Here is a 22,059-nt window from a genome sequence, read left to right on the forward strand (position 1 = left end):
CCGCATGTCTACCAAACGTCATACGGCCTGCGGGGGTTCCGCAACAGTAATAAAACGTAATAAAAAAGTTCCAGTCGGGTTGGAACCGTTTTGCCTCGGTTGTTTCATTGAAATTGGCAGAATTTGTCGGGAGTTTGTCAGCTTTAGAGGGAAGAAGCACGAGAGGACACCCCTGTCCGCGCATTACGTATGCGAATGATTCGCATTTGTACTTTTATTTACACACTCATACAATCGCGCCCCGTAGGCAGCACCACTCATAACAGGCAGTTCACGGGGAAGAAGCAGATGAGCAAGTATTCGGAGGTATTCCGTCCCAACGTACTGGTGACCGCGCTGGCCGGCCCGATGGCCCTGATGGCCATGCAGGGCGCCGCCGCCCAGGAAGCCGCACCGGCCACGCTGGCCGCCACGCCGCCCGCCGCGTCCCGTTCCGTCCAGCAATTGCAGGATGTGACGGTCAAGGCAGTTCGCGAGGACGGCTACAAGGTCGATCAGGCGGAATCGCCGAAATTCACCGCGCCGCTGCTCGATACCCCGAAGTCCGTCACCATCGTGCCGGCGGAAGTGATCCAGCAATCGGGCTCGGTGACGTTGCAGGACGCCCTGCGCACCACCCCCGGCATTACCTTCGGCGCGGGCGAGGGCGGCAACCCGCTCGGGGACCGCCCGTTCATCCGCGGCTTCGACTCTGGCGCCAGCATCTTCGTGGACGGCGCGCGCGACGCGGGCTCGCAAACGCGCGACACCTTCAACATCGAGAACATCGAGGTCATCAAGGGCCCCAGCTCGGCCTACGGCGGCAAGGGCTCGGTGGGCGGCATGATCAACATCGTGTCGAAGCTGCCGACCAAGGAAAACTTCGTGCAGGGCTCGGTCGGGATCGGCACCGATGCCTACAAGCGTGCCACGGTCGACGGCAACTACGTCCTCAACGACAACACCGGCCTGCGCCTGAATGCCATGGCGATGGACGCCAACACGCCGGGCCGCGAAGCCGTGGGCGGCCATTCCTGGGGTTTCGCGCCGTCGGTTACGTTCGGCCTGAACAGCCCGACCAAGGTCACGCTGTCCTACTACCATCTGCAGGGCCGCGACATGCCGGACTACAGCATCCCGTATGCGCGTCCGTCGGCAACCGCCACCAAGGCCAACCCGGTGGGACCGGCCAACGTGGATCGCAACAACTTCTACGGGCTGACCAGCCGCGACTTCCGCGAGACGCAGACCGACATCGCCACGGCCATCGTCCAGCACGAATTCAGCGAGAAGCTGACCTTCCGCAACACCACGCGCTGGGGCCGCAGCAGCAACGACTACATCGTCACGAACCCTGACGACAGCCGCGGCAACGTGCCGAACGGCTTTGTGTACCGGAGTAGTAAAAACCGTGATTCTTCGACGGACACGCTGATCAACCAGACCGATTTCATCGCCAAGTTCGACACTGGCCGTCTCAAGCACTCGATGCTGTTCGGCTTCGAGTTCAGCCGCGACGACACGGACAATACGCCGTACAACGTGGTGCCGGGCGCCACGGGCACCACGTGCAACACCGCGCTGCTCAACAGCGGCGACTGCACGAGCCTGTACAACCCGAACCCCGGCGCGGTCTGGACCGGCCGTGTCGGCAAGATGGGCTACACGCAGACCACCAAGACCGACACGCGCGCGGTGTACCTGTTCGATACCGTCGAACTCACCAGGCAGTGGCTTATCAACGGCGGCGTGCGTTACGACAGCTACCGCACCACCTCGGCCACGCCGGCGTACACCAACCCGAACACCAACGCGGCCGTGGCGGCGGTGAACCTGGCCAACAATTCGAGCTTCTTCAACTACCAGGCCGGCATCGTCTACAAGCCGGTGGACATTGGCAGCATCTACCTGTCGTACGGCACGGCGTCCACCCCGCCGGGCACCTCCAACGGCGACGGGTCGGACAACCTGTCGGCGCAGGTCCAGAACCTGGACCCCGAGCGCAGCCGCGCCTGGGAACTCGGCACCAAGTGGGACCTGCTCGGCAAGCGCCTGTCGCTGACCGGCGCCATCTTCCAGATCGAGAAGAACAACGCCCGCGTGGCGGTGGACGCGAACACCACGGCCAACGTCGGCAAGCAGGAAGTGCGCGGCTTCGAGCTGGGCTTCGCGGGCAGCGTGACGGACAAGTGGAACCTGTTCGGCGGCTACACCTACCTGGACAGCGAGCTGAAGGACAACGGCCCGCAGAGCGCCAACGCGGCCAACAACGGCAACCAGTTCCCGAATACGCCCAAGAACAGCTTCAGCCTGTGGAGCACGTACCAGGTGCTGCCGGCGCTGACGGTGGGCGGCGGCGCCTACTATGTGAGCAAGGTGTACGGCAATCCGGCCAACTCGACCTATGTGCCGGCGTACTGGCGCTTCGACGCCATGGCGGCGTACCGTGTCAACAAGAATCTGACCCTGCAGCTCAATATTCAGAACTTGTTTGACAAGACGTACTACACCAAGGCATTCACGACCCACTACGCCGCACTGGCCCCGGGCCGCTTTGGTATGCTGACGGCGAACTTCCGCTTCTAAGCCGACCACCCCCGGCGGTAACGCCGGGGGGCATACCATCATGATGTTGCAGATTCCGGACGTATTGTCCAAAGACCAGGTGGCCCGTTGCCGCGCGCTGATGGACGCGGCTGACTGGACCGATGGCAACCAGACCTCTGGCTATCAGTCCGCGCTGGCCAAACGCAACCTCCAGTTGCCCGAAGGGTCGCCGGTGTCGCGCGAGGTGGGCAACCTGATCCAGGACGCGCTGGCCAACAGCGCGCTGTTCTTCTCGGCGGCCCTGCCCCTGAAGGTCTATCCGCCGCTGTTCAACCGCTACGAAGGCGGCCACACGTTCGGCAATCATGTCGACAACGCCATCCGCTTCCTGCGCGGCACCGACTTCCGCATCCGCAGCGACCTCTCGGCCACGCTGTTCCTGACCGAGCCCGAGGACTACGACGGTGGGGAACTCGTGGTGGAAGACACCTACGGCCAGCAGCGCGTGAAACTGCCGGCCGGCCACATGGTCCTCTACCCGGCCACGAGCGTGCATCACGTCACGCCGGTCACACGCGGCGCGCGGGTGTCGTCATTCTTCTGGATCCAGAGCATGGTCCGCGATGACGGCGAGCGGGCGATGCTGTTCGAGCTGGACCACCGCCTGCGCCAGGTCACCGCCACGCTCGGCAACGAACACGAGGCCGTGATCGGCCTCACCGGCCTCTATCACAACCTGCTGCGCCGCTGGGCCGACGCCTGAGCGGCCCGGCCGCGATGGCGCTTTACTTCCACAAAAAAGCGGCCGCACAAAGAAATACCCCGACGCGCGGGATCGTCGGGGTAGTAAGAGTTGCCAAGTCGTTTGGGGTCGTGTCGAGTGACCCTGGGGCAAGTGTGACCTGCGACGCTACGCCCGCCAATAACTCAGCTGAGTTATTGCGGGAAACGAAGGCAAATCGGGCAAATTCCACTGCTGCGCTGCGAGATTCTGAACAAAAGAACGAAATTCCATGATGCGCACGGAAAGGCGCCGCCAGCCCCCGTGCACCCGTGGCATCACGCGTTAGGGTGAGGCGGCGCACCTACCCGTTGGCGTCGCGCCGGCCGGCCTCGCTGTGCGTTGCGGGATGGTGGGGATATTGCACCAGCAGCGCGCTCACCACGCCATTGGTCCAGCCGAAGCCGTCCTGCAGGGGATACTCGCCACCCCCGCCGCCCTCGGCGCCATCGCTGCGCGGCCCGAGCCGGTATTTCTCGACCAGCTTGTACGCGTGGGTGTAGAGGCTGGCCACCGTGGCCAGCCAGCGCTGTGCAATCTCGTCGGCCAGCGCCTTGCAGCCGTAGTGCCGCAACCCGTGGATGGCGATCCACTGCAACGGGGCCCAGCCATTGGGCTGGTCCCACTGCTGGCCGGAGTTGCGCTCGGTCGTGGCCAGGCCGCCGGCCTCGAGCAGCCGGGCGCGCGCCACTTCGGCCACCCGTGCGGCCTGCGCCGGTGTGGCCAGCCGCAGGTAGAGCGGCATCAGCGTCGCTGCCGTCAGCAGGTCGCGCCGCTTGCCGCGCTGCCAGTCGAAATCGAAGAATGCGCCGGTGTCTTCGTCCCACATGCTGGCGAAGATGGCGTGGCGCCGCCGGTCTGCGGCTTCCGTGTATCGCTTGGCGGAATCGTGGTCGCCGCTTGCCCTGCACAGCGTGGCCAGCCGGATCTCGGCGTGCCAGAGCAGGGCGTTGAGGTCGATGGGCAGGATGCAGGTGGTGCGGATGGTGGCGAGGTCGCTGGCCGGCGCCTGCGAATACCCGGCTGTCGCATCGGGTTGGGCATCGCACCAGCGCGAACTGAAATCCCAGCCCGATTCGGCCGCCGCGCGCAGGTCGCGGAACACGATATGGTGGGGCCGGCCGCTGCGCCGCGCCGTTTCCACGTCCTCAAGGTAGGCCTCCTCGCGCGGATGGGCGCGGTCATCCCAGTAGCGGTTCAGCACCGCGCCATCAGGCAGCCGCACCACGCGCCGGTAGGCTCCGCCGGGCCGCAGGTGCTCCGCGCCGTCCATCCAGAATGCATACTCGCGCTTCAGTTGCGGCAGGTAGGCGCACGCATCGGTGACATGGCCTTCGAGCAGCGTGGTCATCAGCGAGAACACGGGCGGCTGCGAGCGGGTGAGGTAATACGTGCGCGTGCCGTTGGGCACCAGCCCATAGGTATCGATCAGGTAGGCGAAGTTGTCCGCCATGGCGCGCATCAGGTCGTGCCGGCCGCTGGCCGCCAGCCCGAGCATCGTGAAATACGAGTCCCAGTAATAGAGTTCGCGGAAGCGCCCGCCCGGCACCACGTAGGGGCGCGGCAGCGGCAGCAGCGAGCAGAGCGACGGATGCTCGGCGGGCTCGCGCGTCAGCACCGGCCACAGGCCGTCGATATGGTCGCGCAGGGAGTGGTCGGGGTTGGAGACATAGTGCTCGTCCGGAATCGTCTCGCGCGCGAAATGCGCCTGCACGAATGCATCGAGCGAGAAATCCGCCGCCTCGCGTTGCGCGCGATAGCGCTCCAGGATGACCTCCGGCGCCACCAGCGGCACGCAGTCGGGAAATGTCTTGCTGTCAGCGAACAGGCCGCTGGCCTGCACGTCGACGAACAGCTCGGCGTAGCGCTCGGCCGGCGACACCGCATCGGCCGCCGCGCAGCCATGGAGCGTGCGCGGACCGGGGCAGGGCAGGTGGGTGACCGTGGGCGCCAGCGCGTGGCAATGCGCGGGGCGCGGGGTGTCGGCGCAGCTGGCCTGCCGGGCGGCAGCAGCATCGGCCGCTGCCGGGCGGGTGTGGGCGACGACGTGCGGCACCGATTGGGGCCCCGTTTGGGCCGCCGGCCCGGGCGTGGCGCCGTCTCGCGCCGTCCTGCCTTGCAGTCGCATGGCCATGCCTCCCAGGGGATTGGTTCACGGTGAGAGTCGGGGGGATTGGGCAAAGTTCAAACCGACCGGTCTTCGGCACCCGCAATGCGGGGAATACGTTTGCGGGGCTTCTGCGCAGCCTGCCACAAGTCATAGGTCGTCTGCATGCCGCTCCACATCTCGCGGCTCGCGCCCAGCGCCTCTTCCAGCCGGATCGAGATATCAGGCGTAATGGCCGCATGGCCATTCACGATGCGCGACAGCGTGGCGCGCGTCACCCCGATATGGCGGGCGAAGGCGGAGATGGTCATGGAATCCAGGCCGTCCAGCCATTCGGCGAGCACCGAGCCCGGGTGGGGAGGATTGTGCATTCGAGTCATGCGTTGTCTCGCGGTCCTTAGTGATAGTCCTGATAGTTGACGACGATCGCGTCGTCACCATCGAACCGGAACGTCAGTCGCCAGCAGTGGTCGACGTGTACCGACCAATGATCAACCAGCGTTCCGCTAAGTCGATGCAATCGCCAGCCTGGCAATCCGAGATCTTCGGGGCGCTTGGCGTGGTCGAGGACAAAGAGTTGCCTGCGTAGCCTCTCCGCGTGATGCGGCTGGATGCCTGCTTTGGAACCCGTCTCGAAGAAACGCCTCAGGCCAGGATGCGCGAAGCTTTTGATCATGTCAGTGTTGGCTCGAAGTGTATAGCCTCGCTATACACTTCGCAAGGCATTGCTGAATGCCGGACGATGGTCGTTTTCGCGTCTTCGCAGGGCTGGCGCGCGCAACGATTTCCCGTTGTCCGGGAGAATCGCTTCGATAGGGCTGGCGGATGCGAGTTCTCGCCCCCGAGCCCATTTGGCCTAACGCGCGCGGATCTGTTACGAAGGGTGCAAATCCTGATGCAGTCCGTTGTGCAGCGGCGACAAACTCGCCTGCAACACCCCTCTCACCGCCCCGCCGCAATCCCCCTGATCCCTGCCACGAACGCCTCCGCCACGGGTTCCAGCGTGCGGTCGCTGTGGCGGAGCAGGCCGATGGGTTCCTCGGTGCCCTGGGTGTCCACGGGCAGGAGCACCATCTCGCCGGCGGCCACGGCGCGGCGGGCGGCAGAGAGGGGCGCGGCCCAGACGGTGTCGCTCTGCTGCGTGAGCAGGCGGCCCAGGTAGGCGTCGGCGGTTTCCACGCAACCTTCGGGCAGGGTGTGGCCGTGGCGTGCCAGCAGGCTTTCGGTGCTGTGGCGCGGGATCGAGCCGACTACCGGAATCACCAGCGGCCACGCCAGCACCTCGCGCATGGTGGGGCGCGCGTTGTCCGCCAGCGGATGGCCCGCGCGCACGGCCAGCACCAGCGGCTCCGGGCCCAGCGATTCGAACCAGAGGCCCTCCATGACGGCGGGGTCGTCCATGCGGCCGATGACGAGGTCGAGCACGTCGGCCTTGAGGAGGTCGATCAGCGTGCGGTTCATGCCGGTCTGCACGGCCAGCGCCACCTCGGGGTGCGCGGCGCGGAACTGCGAGACGGCGTCGAGCAGCAGCGCCGGCACGATGCTCGGCAGCGCGCCCACCCGGATGCGCTCGTGGCGCGGGGCATCAGCGCCAGCCAGGCTGTCCGCCGCCGCGTCCACGTCCTCGATGATGCGCAGCGCATGGCGCAGGAAGCGCATGCCGGCCGCAGTCAGGTCCGTGCCCGCGCGCTGGCGCACCAGCAGCCGGGTGCCGACCAGTTCCTCGAGTTCGGTCAGCGTCTTGGACACCGCCGGCTGGGTCAGGCCCAGCCGCGCGCCGGCCCGGCCCAGGTGCTGGGTCTGCGCCACGGTGACAAAGCAGTGCAGGTGCCGCAGCCGAATGCGGTTACGGAACAGTTCGGGCGACGGATCAGTGACATCCATAACAAAAAGTCATCTAAATTACGCAAAAACTCAATTTACATGACTTACGACGTTGCTTACAGTCTAAGTCTCGCCACATTCATCAAAAACGGAGACAGCGCGATGCCCCCACGCCCCGGTCCCTACCGTCGCCCGTACTGGGACACCCAGCCCCCGTACCGCTTCGACCCCTACGCGTCCACCCAGCTGCGCGCGCCGTCCCAGCCGCTGATCGCGCTGCCGCAATCGCTGTCCGAGCTGACCGGCCCGACTTTCGGCCCGGAGTTCGTCCGCGAAGGCGACAACGACCTGACCGCCGGCCATGGCGGCGAGCCGATTGGCGAGCGGATTCTCGTGACGGGCCGCGTGCTCGACGAGAACGGCCGCCCAGTGCCGCACGCGCTGATCGAGATCTGGCAGGCCAATGCCGCCGGCCGCTACGTGCACAAGCGCGACCAGCACGACGCGCCGCTCGACCCCCATTTCACGGGCGATGGCCGCACGCTTACGGATGCGCAGGGCCGCTACCAGTTCCAGACCATCAAGCCGGGTGCCTACCCGTGGCGCAATCATCACAACGCGTGGCGTCCGCAGCACATTCACTTCTCGCTGTTCGGCAATGCCTACGCCACGCGTCTGGTCACGCAGATGTATTTCCCCGGCGACCCGCTGCTCGCGTACGACCCGATCTTCAACTGCGTGCCCGATGCCAAGGCACGCGACCGCCTGATCGCCACGTTCGACTGGGCCACCACCTCGCCCGAATACGCGCTCGGCTACCAATTCGATATCGTGCTGCGTGGCCGTGATGCCACGCCGATGGAGTAAGGCCATGCTCTACGCTACCGCCTCCCAAACCGTTGGGCCGTACCTCCATATCGGCCTTGCCGCGCTGGACTGCGCCGACCTGACCGCCGATGCACCGCAGCTTGCCGGCCAGCGCATCGTGATCGAGGGCCGTGTCATCGATGGCCGCGGCGAGCCCGTGCCGGACGGCATGGTCGAGATCTGGCAGGCCAATCCTGCCGGCCGCTATCGGCATGAGGAAGACACCGGCGACGCGCCGCTGGTGCCCGGCTTCACCGGCTTTGGCCGCGTGCCGACCGGCCCGGACGGCGATTTCCGCTTCGTCACGGTCAAGCCCGGCCCGGTGCCGGACCTCGCCGGCGGCCTGCAGGCGCCGCACATCATGGTGTCCGTGTTCATGCGCGGGCTGGTCAAGCACGTGGCCACGCGGCTGTACTTCGGCGATGAAGCCGCCGCCAACGCCACCGACAGCGTGCTCGGCCTGGTGCCGTCCGCGCGCCGCGCCACGCTGGTTGCCGAGGCGACGGCCCCCGGCACCTACCGCTGGAACGTGGTGCTGCAGGGCGCGGACGAAACCGTGTTCTTCGATATCTGACCCCGGCACGCCTCGCCCTCCGCGAGGCGTTTTGCCGCACAATCGGAGCCTTCCCACCGGTCCGCCCCCGCCGACGATGCCCTCTATTTCCCGCCTGACCGATCCGATGTTCGGCAGTCCCGCCGTGCTCGCGATCTTCTCCGATACCGGCACGGTGCAGCGCATGCTCGATGCCGAGGCGGCCCTCGCGCGCGCCGAGGCGCACTGCGGCGTGATTCCCGCGCAGGCCGCTGCCGTCATCACCGAAGTCTGTGCCGATGCCGGCGTGATTGACCTCGACGCCCTCGCGCAGGCCGCCGTGGCCGGCGGCAACCTCGCCATCCCGTTCGTGAAGCAGCTGACCGCCGCCGTGGCGCGGCGCGATGCCGAGGCTGGCCGCTACGTCCATTGGGGCGCCACCAGCCAGGACATCATCGATACCGGCGCCGTGCTGCAACTGGCGGACGCCCTGCACGCCATCGACACCGACCTGCTGCGCCTGGGCGATGCCTGCGCGACGCTGGCCACCGCTCACCGCGCCACGCCGATGGTGGCGCGTACCTGGCTGCAGCACGCGCTGCCCACCACGTTCGGCCTGAAAGCCGGCGGCTGGGTCGATGCGCTGCGCCGCGACGTGACCCGCCTACGCCAGGCCGCCAATCAGGCGCGCGTGCTGCAATTCGGCGGCGCCGCCGGCACGCTGGCGAGCCTGGGCGACAAGGCGCCCGCCGTGGCCGCGCAGTTCGCCCGCGAGCTGGGCCTGGACCTGCCCGCGTTGCCCTGGCACGCCCACCGTGACCGGCTGGTGGCGGTGGCGACGGCGCTGGGCCTGCTCACCGGCACGCTCGGCAAGATGGCGCGCGATTTGTCCCTGATGATGCAGACCGAAGTGGGCGAGGTGGCCGAGCCATCGGGCCCCGGCCGGGGCGGCTCCAGCACGATGCCGCACAAGCGCAACCCGGTGGGCTGCGCGGCGGTGCTGACCGTGGCTGTGCGCGTGCCGCCGCTGGTGGCGACGATGCTCGCCGGCATGGTGCAGGAGCACGAGCGCGCGCTGGGCGGCTGGCAGGCCGAGTGGGACACGCTGCCGCAGATCGTCACCCTTGCCGCCGGCGCGCTGCGCCAGTTGGGCGATGTGGCAGCGGGCCTGGAGGTGGATGCCGCCCGCATGCGCGCCAATCTCGACCTGACGCACGGCCTGATCCTGGGCGAGGCCGCGATGCTGGCCCTCGGTGGCCGCATCGGCCGGCTGGAAGCGCACCACGTGGTGGAAGCCGCCTCGCGCCACGCGGTGGAGCAGGGCGTGACGCTGCGCGTGGCGCTGGCCGCCACGATCGCCGCTAACCCGGCGCACGCCGGGCTGCTGGACGATGCCGAACTGGACCGCCTCAGCGATCCGGCGCACTACGCCGGGCAGGCCGCCGCCTTCGCCGATGCCGCCGTGGCCGCCTGGCAGGCCCTGCGCGCCGTCTGATCCCCATACCGAAAAGGAGACCACGTTGCCTTATCTCGACCACGCCGGCGCCCGGCTGTTCTACACCGTCGATGGCCCGGACACCGCGCCCGCCATCGTCTTTTCCAACTCGCTGGGCACCGATCACACGATGTGGCAGCCGCAGGCCGCCGCGCTGGCCGGCCGCTTCCGCGTGGTGCGCTACGACGTGCGCGGCCATGGCCGTTCCACCGCGCCCGAGGGCGCCATCACGGTGGACGTGCTGGGCCGTGACGTGGTGGCCATCCTCGACGCCCTGCAGATCGATCAGGCCGTGTTCTGCGGCCTGTCGATGGGCGGCCTCACCGGCATGTGGCTGGGCGCGCATGCCCCGGCGCGCTTCAGCCGCATCGTGCTGGCCAACACGGCGGCCAAGATCGGCACGGCGGACGCCTGGAACAGCCGCATCGACACCGTGCTGCGCGACGGCATGGCGCCGCTGGCCGATGCCTCGCTGCAACGCTGGTTCACGCCGGGCTTCCTGGCCACGGCCGGTCATGCGCTCGATGACCTGCGCGCGGTGCTCGCCGGCCTTGACCCGCGTGGCTACGCCGCCAGTTGCGGCGCCGTGCGCGACGCGGACCTGCGCGAGGCCGTGAAGGCCATCCCCGTGCCGGTGCTGGTGATTGCGGGCGGCGACGACCCCTCGACCACGGCGGCGCAGGGCCGCGAACTCGCCGCGGCCATCCCCGGGGCGATCTACGTCGAACTGCACGCCGCGCACCTGTCCAACCGCGAGCAGCCGGGCCGCTTCACCGCCGCGCTGCTCGACTTCATCCTCGGCCGCCGCCCGGTGACCGACGATGCCGCGCGCTACGAGGCCGGCCTCGCGGTGCGCCGCGACGTGCTGGGCAGCGCCCACGTGGATCGGTCGCTGCAACGGATCTCGCCGCTGAACGAGGAATTCCAGAACCTGATCACGCGCTATGCCTGGGGCGAGATCTGGACGCGCGAGGGCCTGCCGCGCCATACGCGCAGCCTGATCACGATTGCGATGATGGTGGCGCTGAACCGCTCGGAGGAGTTGAAGCTTCATCTGCGCGCCGCCGCCAACAACGGTGTCACGCGCGACGAGATCAAGGAAGTGCTGTTGCAGACTGCGATTTATTGCGGCGTGCCGGCGGCGAATTCGGCGTTCCACATGGCGGAGGAGGTTTTCGCCGCCGTTGACCGGTAGTCCCACACCACAAAAAAACAGATCGGGAGACAGGCCATGGGTCAGCAGGGCAACGGCATGCCGCGCGCCACGCGCGTGGCGATCATCGGGGCGGGGCCGGCTGGGCTTCTGCTCGGGCAACTGCTTACGGTGGCCGGCATCGACAACGTCATCATCGAGCAGCGCAGCGCCGAACACGTGCTGGGGCGCATCCGCGCCGGCATCCTCGAATCGGTGACGGTGGATGCGCTGGCGCGCGCCGGCGTGGACCAGCGGCTGCGCGCGGAGGGGCTGCGGCACCACGGCATCGAGCTGTCGTACCGGGGCGCGCGCCACCGCATCGACTTCCACGCGCTGATTGGGCGCGACGTCACCGTGTATGGCCAGACCGAAGTCACGCGCGACCTGATGGCGGCGCGCGCGGCGTCCGGCATGCCCATCGTCTACGAGGCCACCGATGTCTCGCTGCACGATTTCGATACGGACCGGCCCCGCGTGACCTTCCGCCACGCCGGCAGCGCGCATGAACTGGCCTGCGACTATGTGGCCGGCTGCGATGGCTTCCATGGCGTGAGCCGGGCCAGCGTGCCGGAGACATCGACACGGATCTTCGAACGGGTCTATCCGTTCGGCTGGCTCGGCGTGCTGTCCGAGACGCCGCCGGTGGCGGACGAACTGATCTACGCCAGCCACGAACGCGGGTTTGCGCTGTGCAGCATGCGCTCGAAGACGCGCAGCCGCTACTACGTGCAGGTGCCGGCCACGGAGCGCGCGGAGGCCTGGTCGGATGCGCGCTTCTGGGGTGAGTTGCGCGCCAGGCTCGACCCCGCCGCCGCGCAGGCGCTGGTCACCGGCCCGAGCATCGAGAAAAGCATCGCGCCGCTGCGCAGCTTTGTCTGCGAGCCGATGCGCTTCGGCCGCCTGTTCCTGGCGGGCGATGCCGCGCATATCGTGCCGCCCACCGGCGCCAAGGGGCTGAACCTGGCCGCCAGCGACGTGCTGTACCTCGCCGACGGGCTGATCGCCCAGTACCAGCGCGGCGATCCGGCCGAACTCGACGCCTATTCCGCGAAATGCCTGCGGCGCGTGTGGAAGGCGGAGCGGTTCTCGTGGTGGATGACGGCGCTGCTGCATCGCTTCCCCGATGCCGACGCGTTTGCGCACCGCATCCAGCAGGCCGAACTCGACTATCTGGTGGGCTCCGAAGCCGCCTGCCGGGCGCTGGCCGAGAACTACGTTGGGCTGCCGGCGTAGGACGCTTGCCGAGGCGCAAGTCGTCTGCCCGCCGACAGCGGGCGGCGCGCATGCCACGCGACAATGCCGCTATCGTCTCCCCGGAGGTCCGCCATGAAGCGTTTCGTGCTTGGGCTTGCTGCCCTCGCTGCCCTTACCACTGCCGCGCTGGTTCCCGCCCGCGCCGAGCCGGCCGCGCCGCTGGCGCCCATCGCCTCGCTCGACGTGGCCCGCTACATGGGCACGTGGTACGAGATCGCCAAGTATCCGAACCGCTTCCAGCGCCAGTGCGCCGGCCACACCACGGCGCAGTACGCGGCGCGGTCCGATGGGCGGGTCGACGTGGTGAACCGCTGCCGCAAGGCGGATGGGACGAGCGATGACGCCACCGGCGTGGCAAGGCCGGTGGGGGAGGCCGGCACGCCGAAGCTGGAGGTACGGTTTGCCCCGGCGTGGTTGTCGTTTATCCCGTGGGTGTGGGGCGACTACTGGGTCATCGACCTCGACCCCGGCTACACGTTGGCCGCCGTCAGCGAGCCTAGCCGCGAGTACCTCTGGATTCTCTCCCGCACGCCCACGGTGGAGTCCGGCGCCTATCAGGCGCTGCTGCGCCGGCTGGAGGCGAAGGGCTTCGACATCACCCGGCTCCAGGCTACGCCGCAGGACTGATGTCCCCGCAATCCATATAAATGAAATATGGATATTCAACTCGACATATATTTTACGTAGCACCGACCCGGTGATACCGTCTCGCTCCAGCATGCCGGCACAAGTACCCGCGTGCGCTTGGAGGAGACCACAACATGACATCCGGATCGAACATCCGGCGGCGCCTGGCGCTGCTGGCGGCCGCCTGCGCGGCCACTGCATTGATGGCCGCGTGCGGCGGTGGCGACGATGCCCCGTCGGCGTCGAGCGGGGCACCCGGCACCGCCCCCGGCACTGACAATCCCGATAACCCGACCCAGCCGGCCCAGCCGACGTTAAGCGCGCTGGAAGCGTGCAACGCGCTGAACGGCGCCAGCGTGCCGGCCTCGGCGCTGACGCTGGCCTCGGGCGGCGCCACGGTCACGGCGGCCACGCTGATTGCCGCCGACGCCACCGGCAACACGCTCGGCGAGTACTGCCAGGTGCGCGGCGCCATCGCCCCGGTGGACGCTGCCGCGTCCAACATCAACTTCGCGGTGAACCTGCCCACGCAGTGGAACGGCAAGGGCATCCAGTTCGGTGGCGGCGGCTTCGACGGCACGCTGATCGACGGCACCGAGACCGTCCGCTTCGCGCTGCCGGACGACCCGGCGCCGCTGGCGCGCGGCTACGCCACCTGGGGCGACGATTCCGGCCACCAGAGCACCAGCATCACCGATGGCCGCTTTGCCACCAACGACGAGCAGCTCGCCAACTATGGCGGCGACACGCTCAAGAAAACCCACGACGTGGCCCTGGCGATGATCCGCCAGCGCTATGGCCGCGCACCCACGCGCGCGTATTTCCTCGGCACGTCCACGGGCGGGCGTGACGCGCTGAGCTATATCCAGCGCTGGCCGGCCGACTACGACGGCGTCATCGCCAACGAGCCGGCGCTCAACTACACCGGCACGCGCCTCTCCAACGTGGCCGTGGGCCGCGCGCTCTACCTGAACGGCGGCGCCGGCTGGCTCAACATCAACAAGACGCTGATGGTGCAGGCCGCTGCCATGGCCGCCTGCGACACGCTGGACGGCGTGGCCGACAAGGTAGTCAGCAATGTTGAGGGCTGCCGCCTTGGCGCGATGCAGGTGCTGGCCAATTTGCGCTGCCCCGGCGGTACGGACACGGGCGACACCTGCCTCTCGGATGCGCAGATTGCCACCGTCAAGACCATCGAGCAGCCGCTCCAGCTGACCTACCCGCTGGCCAACGGCGTGACCGTGGCCGGCGGCTACAACATCCTGGAAGGCGCGCTGGTGGCGGGGCCGTTCACCACGCGCGACCTCGGCACGCGGCCGGTGCCCGGCAATCCGGCCACCACCGCGGACGCGAACATGTACCTGACCGGCGACCAGTGGGTGAAGTACTTCGTCACCCGCGCCGCCACGTTCGACGCGCTGACCTTCGACCCGGCCAGCCCGGGGAGCTGGACCTCGCGCGTGCAGACCGTCTCGGCGCTGACCGATGCCACCAATCCGGACCTGTCCGCGTTCCTGGCAAAGGGCGGGCGGCTGATCCTGCTGCACGGGCTGGCCGACGAAGTCATCAGCCCCAATTCCACCATCGCCTGGTACAAGGCCGTGATCGCGCGGGTAGGGCAGGCGGCGGTGGACCAGGGCATCACGTTCTACACAGTGCCCGGCATGGGCCACGGCACGGGCAGCTTCCTGCCGGCGTGGAACTCCCTGACTGCGCTTGAGAACTGGGTGGAGATGGGCGTGGCGCCGGGCCAGCGTACGGTGATGGACACCAACGCCGGCACCTATGGCCGCACGCGGCCGCTGTGCCAGTACCCGGCGTGGCCGAAGTACAAGGGCTCGGGCAGCCAGGATGCGGCCATCAACTACACCTGCGAGGGCGCGTCCGGCATCGTGCAGTCCTGCCTGAACCTGCCGGCTGTGGCCACCACGTGGAAGGGCGGCAACACCAACGGCGAGGAGCTGTCGGTGCGCGTGGACCCGGCCACCCTCAAGTACACCGTGACGATCGATGCCAGCCTGCAACGGACCGCTGGCGTTACGCGCACCGGCCAGCTCGTCTCGCAGGGCGGCTGCACCTATGCCAGCGACGAGAACGGCGCCAACTTCACTTTCACTGGCGGCGGGGTGCTGGCCGGTGGGGTTGCGCCGGTTTCGGGCGCTGGCTTCCTGCCACTGGTGGCCTTCCAGACCGTGTCATCGGACTTCAAGGCCGTGGCCGACATCTACAACGTCAATGGCGTGCAGACGGCGGTGGCGGGTGGCGCGGTGACACTGCGCACCGGCTCGGCACGGCTGCGCTCGTCGGCGGCCACGTGGCAGACCTGCTCGGCAACGGCGGCGGGCGGTTTCATGGTCTATGACGCGGCCTGCGCCAACACCACCAAGGGCTACATCGTCTGGAACCCGGCGCGCAACGCGTTCGACTACTACGTGGGCGGCACCATCGCCGCCGGGGACGGCGTGCTGAGCGGGTCGCTGATCAGCGGCATCGTCAACGGCATCCCGGTGCCGGTGGTCCTGACGCGCTCGGCCACGGCCTATGGGATGAACGTCTACGCCTCGCAGCCCACCGCCCCGCTGACGGCGGGCGCGGCCGATGGCCGGTACCGCATGATGGGCACCGACGGCAGCCAGGTCAGCGCCGACCTCAACGCCACGGCCATCGTGCGCGACGGCGCCTCGGGCGTGCTGACCTACAACCAGCCGGTGGCAGGCGTGCTCGACGCCTCGGGCGGGGTGGTGGCGTCGTACCTGTCGAACGGTGGCCTGCTGATCGGTACGTCGGCAGGACGCTTCGAGCTGGGGTTGTTGAATTGATGTGATGCTGCGATGAGGAAAAAAGCGGGCCTTGAGGGCCCGCCTTTTTTTGGTTCATCGCCGGTCTGCGGGGGGGCTGAGGGTGGCAGAACGATCCGTTGCGGTCAGTTGCAACGCTAAAAAGCCGACGTTCGACCCGCCGCGAGAACGAGCGAATCAGCGTGTCATCCCATTATGTTCGACAAACTTTGCGTCACTCCAGGAGCCGCAATCTAAAGCTGTCGTGCCGCCCCTCGGAGTTGTTCTGAATTGACTGAGACTAAACGAGTATCGGGCATCAGGAAGCGGCGGCATCTCGATCGGGAGGAATGTGGCGGCGTGATTGAAGATGCCTGGCTTTCAACTCAGTCCCAGAGTTATGATTGCCCTCGGATGGGGCACGCCTTGCGTTAAAAGCAAGAAGGCAGGTGCACGAGCGGGATTGAGGCAATTTGCGCGCCCCAAGCCGACCGGATGCGGTTTCGGTTACAAGTAGTGTTCTGACTATACTTTCGTGTGAGTTTCCTCCTGCCCCCGTATGTGAAAGCATTTCCGGAACGCAACTGAATTGCCGGTCGACCCCTCCACAAATTTCCCCGATATCGCACGCTTTCCGATCATGACTGCACCAATTTACGCCCCCACGACTTCCCCGCGGGCGTTTGCCCAAGGCACCGTCCACGTCGTGGACGACGATGAACTGATGTGCAAAGGATTGACTGCGCTCCTGGAATCGATCGATTTACACGTAAGGTCGTTTAGGTCTGTCGAGGACTATCTTCGGGCACCGAAATTGGAGGGACCGTCGTGTCTTGTCCTTGATGTTCGGTTGCGCGGACAAAGCGGGCTTGCGTTCCAGAAGTCTGCGATGCAGACGGGGCAGCCACACATGCCGATGGTGTTCATGAGTGGACACGCCGATATTGCGATGTCGGTGAAAGCCATGAAAGCAGGGGCGGTCGATTTCCTTGCGAAGCCGTTCCGGGATCAGGACATGATTGACGCGGTCATGGTTGCGCTGGAACGCGACATGCGGCGCCTTGAGACGGAGCAGTCGTTGTCTGGGCTGAGAAGTTCCTGGGAGACCCTAACCACGCGTGAGCGTGAGGTTCTACGACACGTGGCGGCCGGATCGATGAATAAGACGATTGCTGCGGCAATGGGAATTGCCGAGATCACGGTGAAGATCTATCGCGGACACGCGATGCGCAAGATGAATGCGCGCACAGTGGTGGAGGCCGTTCAAATCATGCGGGCGCTGGGTGAGGTATCTGCCGCATAGACGGGCATGCGCGGGAAAGAACGTCCGAGCATCTTTTCGTATAGTGGCGATCATCTGACCGACTGATGGTGCGGGCACACAGACTATGGTGTTATGCCGCGGCGCCGTCGGATGACGGCGAACGGAGAATGCTAATGACGATGGAATGCCCGACGCCCGATGAGGTCCCCTCACGATCGCTCGCGGACTCGGACGAGAACGCGCGGAAAATGAGTTCCATGTATGACCGCTACCATGTCCGGGGTTCCACACGGCGCTACTTGGCGGCAGCTTTGGCCCTTCTCGGTGCGTTGCTTGTTGCGCCCTGGGTCTCCGCGCATGACCTAGAGCTGGCTTTAGCTCCGCGCAAGGGAAGCCAAGTGATTGCACTTTCGGTCGCATGCGCCGGGTCCATGCTACTGGCGCTGATCTGCACACTACTTATGTTGAGGCTGAAGATCGCTATCGGGGCGCTGGCGGGGCAGATGGCCTCCGTGTCTGCTGCGGAAATAGAAGGGGGGGACCCCCTGGTAGAAGCGGGACCGCTTATTGTCGCAAGATTGATCCGCGCGATTAACGACGCGTGGCGGCAATGTAGGGAGCGAGAGTCTGAGTTGCTGACTGTGCAGGCATCATTTGCGCACGATCTGCGTACTCCCCTGACGCGGATGCTCTTGCGTTGCGACATGATTGACAATGTGCAGCTTCGTGACGCGATGGAACGGGATCTTGATGAGGTTCGGGAACTTGCTGAAGCAGGACTGGCCTGCGCACGCACGCAGAGTGGTATTGCCAAAGTCCTGGAAAGCGTCGACGCCGACAGCATTCTTGGGGCGCTGGTCCATAATTATCGGGATGCAGGCTGCGTGCTGGCCCTTGAGGGAAATGTAGGGCGTCCTGTGGTGACATGCCCGCACGCGCTGCGCCGGCTGTTGGGTAACCTGATCGACAATGCATTTCGTTATGGCAGCGTGGTTCGCATAACCGTACGAGTGGAAAGCCGGCGTCTACACTTGGCGGTGATCGATTCCGGGCCAGGAATCGCGCCGTCGGAACTCGATGCCGTATTCAAGCCGTGGTACAGGTCGCCGGAAACTATTGGCCGGGGACCGGGCAGCGGGTTGGGGCTGGCGATTGCCCTCCGACTGTCGAAGGCAATTCGTGGCGAATTGACATTAGAAAATCGGCAAGAGGGTGGCCTTGAGGCGAGATTGTCCCTGCCTCTTTGAGATTCGCATTTTGCCGACAGCGACCGAGGTACCTTTGTGACGCTGCAGCGGGCGGGACGGCGCTTGAGCCCACGAGATCTAGCACTCGGCACAACGGAAACGCCGCGGGCCGGCGATGGTCCTCGCGGCGTCTTCTGCCGGCGGCAGGGTGGATGCGCACCCGTCTAGCCAAGAAGAGTTTCGTCCTGCAGTCGTGGCGCAAGCCACGGCGTCAGCACCAGCAGCGCCACAGATGCGGCAACCAGCACACCATAGGATGCCTGGAAAGCACCCGTCACGTCACGCAGGAAGCCAAAGACAAACGGTCCAAGCGCGGCAATAAGGTAGCCCACGAACAGCATGAATGCGGTCCACTGGCTCGCTTCATGATGGGACGTGGTGTTGTCCAGGGGCAGCGTCATCGCCAAGGCAAAACAGACGCCCTGACCCAGGGCCAGCGCCACCACTGGCACCACCCCGAACATGCCCGGCGACCACCAAAGCACGCCGGCGCCACCAATCGAGAGCAGGGCCGCCCAAACAAGCCAGCCCCGACGGTCCAATGACTTGCTGGTGACATAGCCCGACAGGAAGCTGCTGATCGCGATCATTGCGGCGAACAACCCCAGATTGACACCCGGGCTCAGCGCGTTGATCTGCAATTCCCGACTGCTCTCCCCTACCCAGGCGAAGCAGGCGTAGCAGATGAACTGCCCGATCCCGAAATACATGGCAATCAGCCAGGCGCGCCCCGTGCGCCATGGCGCACGGCTGACCGCGGCTTCCACACGGGCAGCATGCGACTTCGACGGAAATGCCGATGTCAGGCGGCGCCAACTCACAATGGCGAGGACGCAAACCACGGCCCAGATGCCGGCGCCCAGCCGCCAGCCGCCACCGGCGTGGGCGATGGCCTCGCTGCCCACCGCCGCCAACGTCGCCCCGATACCGAGCCCGGCGGCGTAGATACCCATGAAGAACGCGGCCTCGCCGGAGAAATGGCTCTTGATCCAGCCACCGAGGAGCGGCCCGGAAATGGCGACGCCAATCCCAACCAGCAGCGTGGCGAACAACAGGCTGCCGGGCGATCCTGCGAATGCCCGCAGGGCCAACGCCACGCCCAACAGCACAAGCGAGAACAGTACTACCCGGTCGCCGCCGAAGCGGCGGCCGATTGCCGGCACGAAGATCGCGCAGATACCCATGCACAGGTCAGGAATGGCGGTCAGCAGCGCCGCCTCCGCGTGTTTCATGCCGAATTCCGACTGAATGGCATGCACCAGCGGCCCCATCGACACAATGCCCGGTCTCAGCGACAGCGCCATGATGAACAGGCCAAGTCCAGCAAACAGCCTGAGCGATCTGTCTTCCTGCCTTGTAGCCACCAACACTGGTTTCTCCTGGTTGTAGAGGGGGGGCGTCAGGTGTCAGGCGTAGGCGCCGTCCAGGTACGGGTCGACACTGCGTGCCGGGGCTGCCGATACACCAGTGCGGTCCATGCCGGCCAACGTGCGGGCGCCGTCGGTGAACGGGCTGCGCTGGTCTTGCACCGAGCGGGCGCCATCGAGATACGGGTCCGCCGACCGGGCGCCTTCGGTGTACGGGTCGCGGGCCGCCGTCGCCGAGCGGGCGCCTTCGCTGAAGACATCCCGCGCGCTCTGCACGGCGCGGGCGCCATCGCTGTACGGGTCGCGGGCGCCGAGGACGGAAGCTTGTGCGCCGACAGCGGCAGCAGCGAGGGCAACGGCGAGAACGAGGCGGGAAGTGAAGGTCTTGGACATGATCGGTTTCCTTGATTGGATGCGTGAGTGGGTTGCTGGCAGCGATCCGCTGTGTCGTCGTCGAGGTGCGCTGCCATGGATGCTATTTAAGCCCGCTCACGTATCTCGTTCGTGGCATGTTTGCGCCCTTAATGTCCCGGCACGTATCGTGCACGCGGCTTGATACAAAGGCGTACAAATGCAGGATCCAAGTGGAAACAGCGGTAACGGGAAAGGAGGGTGGGAATCCGTGATGTTGTGAGAACACGTCCGAATCCTGAACCCCAACCATTGCCCAACCCTTACTCGGCCGGCACCGCTCTCATGCTTCGGCTGCCCTTGCTACGGGCGCACTCATTGTTTGAGAGATAGTTATTGACACAACGATCCATAATTACTACGATGTGCCTCATGGTGAGACCAAGAGAGTTCGATCGAGATGCTGCGTTGGATCAGGCAACCCGTGTGTTCTGGGCGAAGGGGTTCGCATCAACGTCGACAGACGATCTCCTGAGCGCCATGAACATTGGTCGTCAAAGCATGTACAACGCTTTTGGCGACAAGCGCTCGTTGTATATGGAGGTAGTGCGAACGTATCAGCAGAAGATGCTGGCGATCCACCTCACAAGACTGAACGGGGAGGTGTCTGCGCTTAGCGGAATTCGGGCTTTGCTGTGGGGGTTGGCGCCATCCAACGCGGCAGAGCGAGCGCTCGGGTGTCTAGGTGTGGGAGCTGTTGGCGAGTTCGGGACAACAGACGAGGAGCTTCTCCAACTCGCCCACAGCGTGTCGCGTTCGTTGAGCAAACGTATTGCAGAGCGGATTGCAGAAGGTCAAGCGCAGCGCGAGATCGCGGCCGACATTGATCGAAATGACGCCGCGGCTTTCATCTTGACCACGATGAGCGGCCTGCAGTTGGCGGCTCGTGCAGGTGCAACGATGCAGCAGCTGCATAAACAAGCTGAGTTCGTAGTGAGTCGCCTGCAGGCGATCTAGGCAGACGCCGGCACGTCCAACGGCACGGACCTTCCGGCGTATTTTTTGGTTTATTATGGACTGAACAGTCAAAAAAGAGGTAACCATGCAAAAAGCAGATAACTCGGTTCGCAAAACGGCTCTCGTTTTTGGTGGCTCGCGTGGCATTGGGGCCGCTGCAGTGGAACGACTCGCCAAGGAGGGGTTCAACGTAGCATTCACCTATGCTTCCAGTTTCACGAAAGCCCAGGCTCTGGTTGATCGGATTGCGTCTCTGGAAGTGGAAGTCGCGGCGATCCAAGCGGATAGTGGCGATCCACAAGCGATCCGCAGAGCGGTGGCAGAGACCGTGGCGCGTTTCGGCAGCATTGACGCAGTGGTTGTGAATGCAGGGATTTTGCGTGCCGCGGCAGTTGATGCCGTGAGTCTGGAAGACCTCGACCAGATGCTGAGCGTCAATGTGCGCGGTGTCTTCCTTTCGATCCAGGCAACTGTGCCGCATCTGAATGATGGGGCGCGTGTGGTGACGATCGGCAGTAACGTTGCGCTGCATACGCGCACACCTGGATTCAGCGTCTATCAGTTGACCAAGACCGCCCTGGTGGGAATGGTCAAGGGTGTAGCACTCGATCTGGCGCCGCGGGGCATCACAGTCAACAATATTCAGCCAGGTCCGACTGACACGGACATGAATGCTGGATTGACGGAGGTTCTGGCGGGAATGAGTCCACTCAAGCGGGTCGGTCAACCGTCGGAAATCGCGGGCCTTATTGCCTACCTTGTAGGCGAAGACGCGGGCTATGTCACCGGCGCCAGCCTCACGATCGATGGTGGATTCACCCTCTAACT

19 protein-coding genes are annotated in these 22,059 nt (G+C 65.8%); 13 read left to right on the top strand and 6 right to left on the bottom strand.

Features of this window, described 5'->3' with window-relative positions; genetic code table 11:
- The first annotated feature begins 348 nt into the window (after positions 1 to 348).
- Positions 349 to 2,565 carry a TonB-dependent receptor gene (locus SB751_RS09055; RefSeq protein ID WP_244844794.1) on the top strand — a complete coding sequence of 739 codons (2,217 nt, stop codon included), beginning with the start codon at positions 349 to 351 and terminating at the stop codon, positions 2,563 to 2,565.
- Between the two features lie 40 nt (positions 2,566 to 2,605).
- Positions 2,606 to 3,289: a Fe2+-dependent dioxygenase gene (locus tag SB751_RS09060; protein ID WP_144198402.1), complete on the top strand. Its 684-nt coding sequence runs from the start codon at positions 2,606 to 2,608 to the stop codon at positions 3,287 to 3,289.
- A gap of 322 nt (positions 3,290 to 3,611) precedes the next feature.
- Here SB751_RS09060 and treF read toward each other — a convergent pair whose 3' ends face one another.
- The 4 genes from treF to SB751_RS09080 form a co-directional block, all read right to left on the bottom strand.
- Positions 3,612 to 5,435: an alpha,alpha-trehalase TreF gene (gene treF, locus SB751_RS09065; RefSeq protein WP_410747956.1), complete on the bottom strand. Its 1,824-nt coding sequence runs from the start codon at positions 5,433 to 5,435 to the stop codon at positions 3,612 to 3,614.
- A 56-nt stretch (positions 5,436 to 5,491) separates the two neighbouring features.
- Positions 5,492 to 5,794, bottom strand: a complete 303-nt coding sequence (locus tag SB751_RS09070) for a HigA family addiction module antitoxin (RefSeq protein ID WP_144198401.1) — start codon at positions 5,792 to 5,794, stop codon at positions 5,492 to 5,494.
- A gap of 17 nt (positions 5,795 to 5,811) precedes the next feature.
- A complete protein-coding gene (locus SB751_RS09075; RefSeq protein WP_144198400.1) occupies positions 5,812 to 6,090 on the bottom strand; it encodes a type II toxin-antitoxin system RelE/ParE family toxin in 279 nt (92 codons plus the stop codon).
- Between the two features lie 266 nt (positions 6,091 to 6,356).
- Positions 6,357 to 7,298, bottom strand: coding sequence for a LysR substrate-binding domain-containing protein (locus tag SB751_RS09080; protein WP_410747957.1), 942 nt, complete (start codon positions 7,296 to 7,298; stop codon positions 6,357 to 6,359).
- Between the two features lie 102 nt (positions 7,299 to 7,400).
- On the opposite strand from SB751_RS09080, the gene pcaH reads away from it, so the two are divergent.
- The 9 genes from pcaH to SB751_RS09125 all read left to right on the top strand — a co-directional run bounded on the left by pcaH (position 7,401) and on the right by SB751_RS09125 (position 18,496).
- Complete coding sequence (pcaH, locus tag SB751_RS09085; protein ID WP_144198398.1) at positions 7,401 to 8,105, top strand: protocatechuate 3,4-dioxygenase subunit beta; 705 nt, start codon at positions 7,401 to 7,403, stop codon at positions 8,103 to 8,105.
- Positions 8,106 to 8,109: 4 nt separating this feature from the next.
- Complete coding sequence (pcaG, locus tag SB751_RS09090) at positions 8,110 to 8,679, top strand: protocatechuate 3,4-dioxygenase subunit alpha (RefSeq protein ID WP_144198397.1); 570 nt, start codon at positions 8,110 to 8,112, stop codon at positions 8,677 to 8,679.
- 76 nt (positions 8,680 to 8,755) lie between these two features.
- Complete coding sequence (locus SB751_RS09095; RefSeq protein ID WP_410747958.1) at positions 8,756 to 10,132, top strand: 3-carboxy-cis,cis-muconate cycloisomerase; 1,377 nt, start codon at positions 8,756 to 8,758, stop codon at positions 10,130 to 10,132.
- Positions 10,133 to 10,157: 25 nt separating this feature from the next.
- Positions 10,158 to 11,327, top strand: coding sequence for a 3-oxoadipate enol-lactonase (pcaD, locus tag SB751_RS09100; protein ID WP_211944273.1), 1,170 nt, complete (start codon positions 10,158 to 10,160; stop codon positions 11,325 to 11,327).
- A 36-nt stretch (positions 11,328 to 11,363) separates the two neighbouring features.
- Positions 11,364 to 12,560 carry a 4-hydroxybenzoate 3-monooxygenase gene (pobA, locus tag SB751_RS09105; protein WP_244845153.1) on the top strand — a complete coding sequence of 399 codons (1,197 nt, stop codon included), beginning with the start codon at positions 11,364 to 11,366 and terminating at the stop codon, positions 12,558 to 12,560.
- Between the two features lie 93 nt (positions 12,561 to 12,653).
- Positions 12,654 to 13,208, top strand: a complete 555-nt coding sequence (locus SB751_RS09110; protein WP_144198394.1) for a lipocalin family protein — start codon at positions 12,654 to 12,656, stop codon at positions 13,206 to 13,208.
- Positions 13,209 to 13,342: 134 nt separating this feature from the next.
- Positions 13,343 to 16,027: a tannase/feruloyl esterase family alpha/beta hydrolase gene (locus tag SB751_RS09115; protein WP_244845151.1), complete on the top strand. Its 2,685-nt coding sequence runs from the start codon at positions 13,343 to 13,345 to the stop codon at positions 16,025 to 16,027.
- A gap of 598 nt (positions 16,028 to 16,625) precedes the next feature.
- The gene (locus tag SB751_RS09120) at positions 16,626 to 17,288 is read left to right on the top strand and encodes a response regulator transcription factor (protein ID WP_313815991.1); all 663 of its coding nucleotides are present in this window, start codon (positions 16,626 to 16,628) and stop codon (positions 17,286 to 17,288) included.
- A 218-nt stretch (positions 17,289 to 17,506) separates the two neighbouring features.
- Positions 17,507 to 18,496, top strand: a complete 990-nt coding sequence (locus tag SB751_RS09125) for a sensor histidine kinase (protein ID WP_410747959.1) — start codon at positions 17,507 to 17,509, stop codon at positions 18,494 to 18,496.
- 164 nt (positions 18,497 to 18,660) lie between these two features.
- Here SB751_RS09125 and SB751_RS09130 read toward each other — a convergent pair whose 3' ends face one another.
- Both SB751_RS09130 and SB751_RS09135 read right to left on the bottom strand, forming a co-directional pair.
- On the bottom strand, positions 18,661 to 19,866 hold the full coding sequence (locus tag SB751_RS09130; RefSeq protein WP_313815995.1) for a CynX/NimT family MFS transporter: 1,206 nt from the start codon (positions 19,864 to 19,866) through the stop codon (positions 18,661 to 18,663).
- A 36-nt stretch (positions 19,867 to 19,902) separates the two neighbouring features.
- Positions 19,903 to 20,256, bottom strand: coding sequence for a hydroxyquinol 1,2-dioxygenase (locus tag SB751_RS09135; protein WP_410747960.1), 354 nt, complete (start codon positions 20,254 to 20,256; stop codon positions 19,903 to 19,905).
- A gap of 426 nt (positions 20,257 to 20,682) precedes the next feature.
- Here SB751_RS09135 and SB751_RS09140 point away from each other — a divergent pair, with 426 nt between their 5' ends.
- Together SB751_RS09140 and SB751_RS09145 are read left to right on the top strand one after the other, a co-directional pair.
- The gene (locus tag SB751_RS09140; RefSeq protein WP_410747961.1) at positions 20,683 to 21,231 is read left to right on the top strand and encodes a TetR/AcrR family transcriptional regulator; all 549 of its coding nucleotides are present in this window, start codon (positions 20,683 to 20,685) and stop codon (positions 21,229 to 21,231) included.
- Between the two features lie 85 nt (positions 21,232 to 21,316).
- On the top strand, positions 21,317 to 22,057 hold the full coding sequence (locus SB751_RS09145; protein ID WP_410747962.1) for an SDR family oxidoreductase: 741 nt from the start codon (positions 21,317 to 21,319) through the stop codon (positions 22,055 to 22,057).
- The last annotated feature ends 2 nt before the right edge of the window (positions 22,058 to 22,059 follow it).

This window comes from Cupriavidus sp. SIMBA_020, from assembly GCF_046535395.1.
GTDB classification, from domain to species: Bacteria; Pseudomonadota; Gammaproteobacteria; order Burkholderiales; family Burkholderiaceae; genus Cupriavidus; species Cupriavidus campinensis.

Bases quoted from the DNA above. Each gene is read 5' to 3' on its own strand.
- SB751_RS09060 (WP_144198402.1), top strand. From the start codon at position 2,606: ATGATGTTGCAGATTCCGGACGTATTGTCCAAAGACCAGGTGGCCCGT.
- SB751_RS09125 (WP_410747959.1), top strand. From the start codon at position 17,507: ATGTATGACCGCTACCATGTCCGGGGTTCCACACGGCGCTACTTGGCG.
- SB751_RS09145 (WP_410747962.1), top strand. From the start codon at position 21,317: ATGCAAAAAGCAGATAACTCGGTTCGCAAAACGGCTCTCGTTTTTGGT.
- pcaG (WP_144198397.1), top strand. From the start codon at position 8,110: ATGCTCTACGCTACCGCCTCCCAAACCGTTGGGCCGTACCTCCATATC.
- SB751_RS09115 (WP_244845151.1), top strand. From the start codon at position 13,343: ATGACATCCGGATCGAACATCCGGCGGCGCCTGGCGCTGCTGGCGGCC.
- SB751_RS09055 (WP_244844794.1), top strand. From the start codon at position 349: ATGGCCCTGATGGCCATGCAGGGCGCCGCCGCCCAGGAAGCCGCACCG.
- SB751_RS09110 (WP_144198394.1), top strand. From the start codon at position 12,654: ATGAAGCGTTTCGTGCTTGGGCTTGCTGCCCTCGCTGCCCTTACCACT.
- SB751_RS09095 (WP_410747958.1), top strand. From the start codon at position 8,756: ATGCCCTCTATTTCCCGCCTGACCGATCCGATGTTCGGCAGTCCCGCC.
- SB751_RS09080 (WP_410747957.1), bottom strand. From the start codon at position 7,298: ATGGATGTCACTGATCCGTCGCCCGAACTGTTCCGTAACCGCATTCGG.
- SB751_RS09075 (WP_144198400.1), bottom strand. From the start codon at position 6,090: ATGATCAAAAGCTTCGCGCATCCTGGCCTGAGGCGTTTCTTCGAGACG.
- SB751_RS09070 (WP_144198401.1), bottom strand. From the start codon at position 5,794: ATGACTCGAATGCACAATCCTCCCCACCCGGGCTCGGTGCTCGCCGAA.
- pobA (WP_244845153.1), top strand. From the start codon at position 11,364: ATGGGTCAGCAGGGCAACGGCATGCCGCGCGCCACGCGCGTGGCGATC.
- SB751_RS09120 (WP_313815991.1), top strand. From the start codon at position 16,626: ATGACTGCACCAATTTACGCCCCCACGACTTCCCCGCGGGCGTTTGCC.
- treF (WP_410747956.1), bottom strand. From the start codon at position 5,435: ATGCGACTGCAAGGCAGGACGGCGCGAGACGGCGCCACGCCCGGGCCG.
- pcaH (WP_144198398.1), top strand. From the start codon at position 7,401: ATGCCCCCACGCCCCGGTCCCTACCGTCGCCCGTACTGGGACACCCAG.
- SB751_RS09135 (WP_410747960.1), bottom strand. From the start codon at position 20,256: ATGTCCAAGACCTTCACTTCCCGCCTCGTTCTCGCCGTTGCCCTCGCT.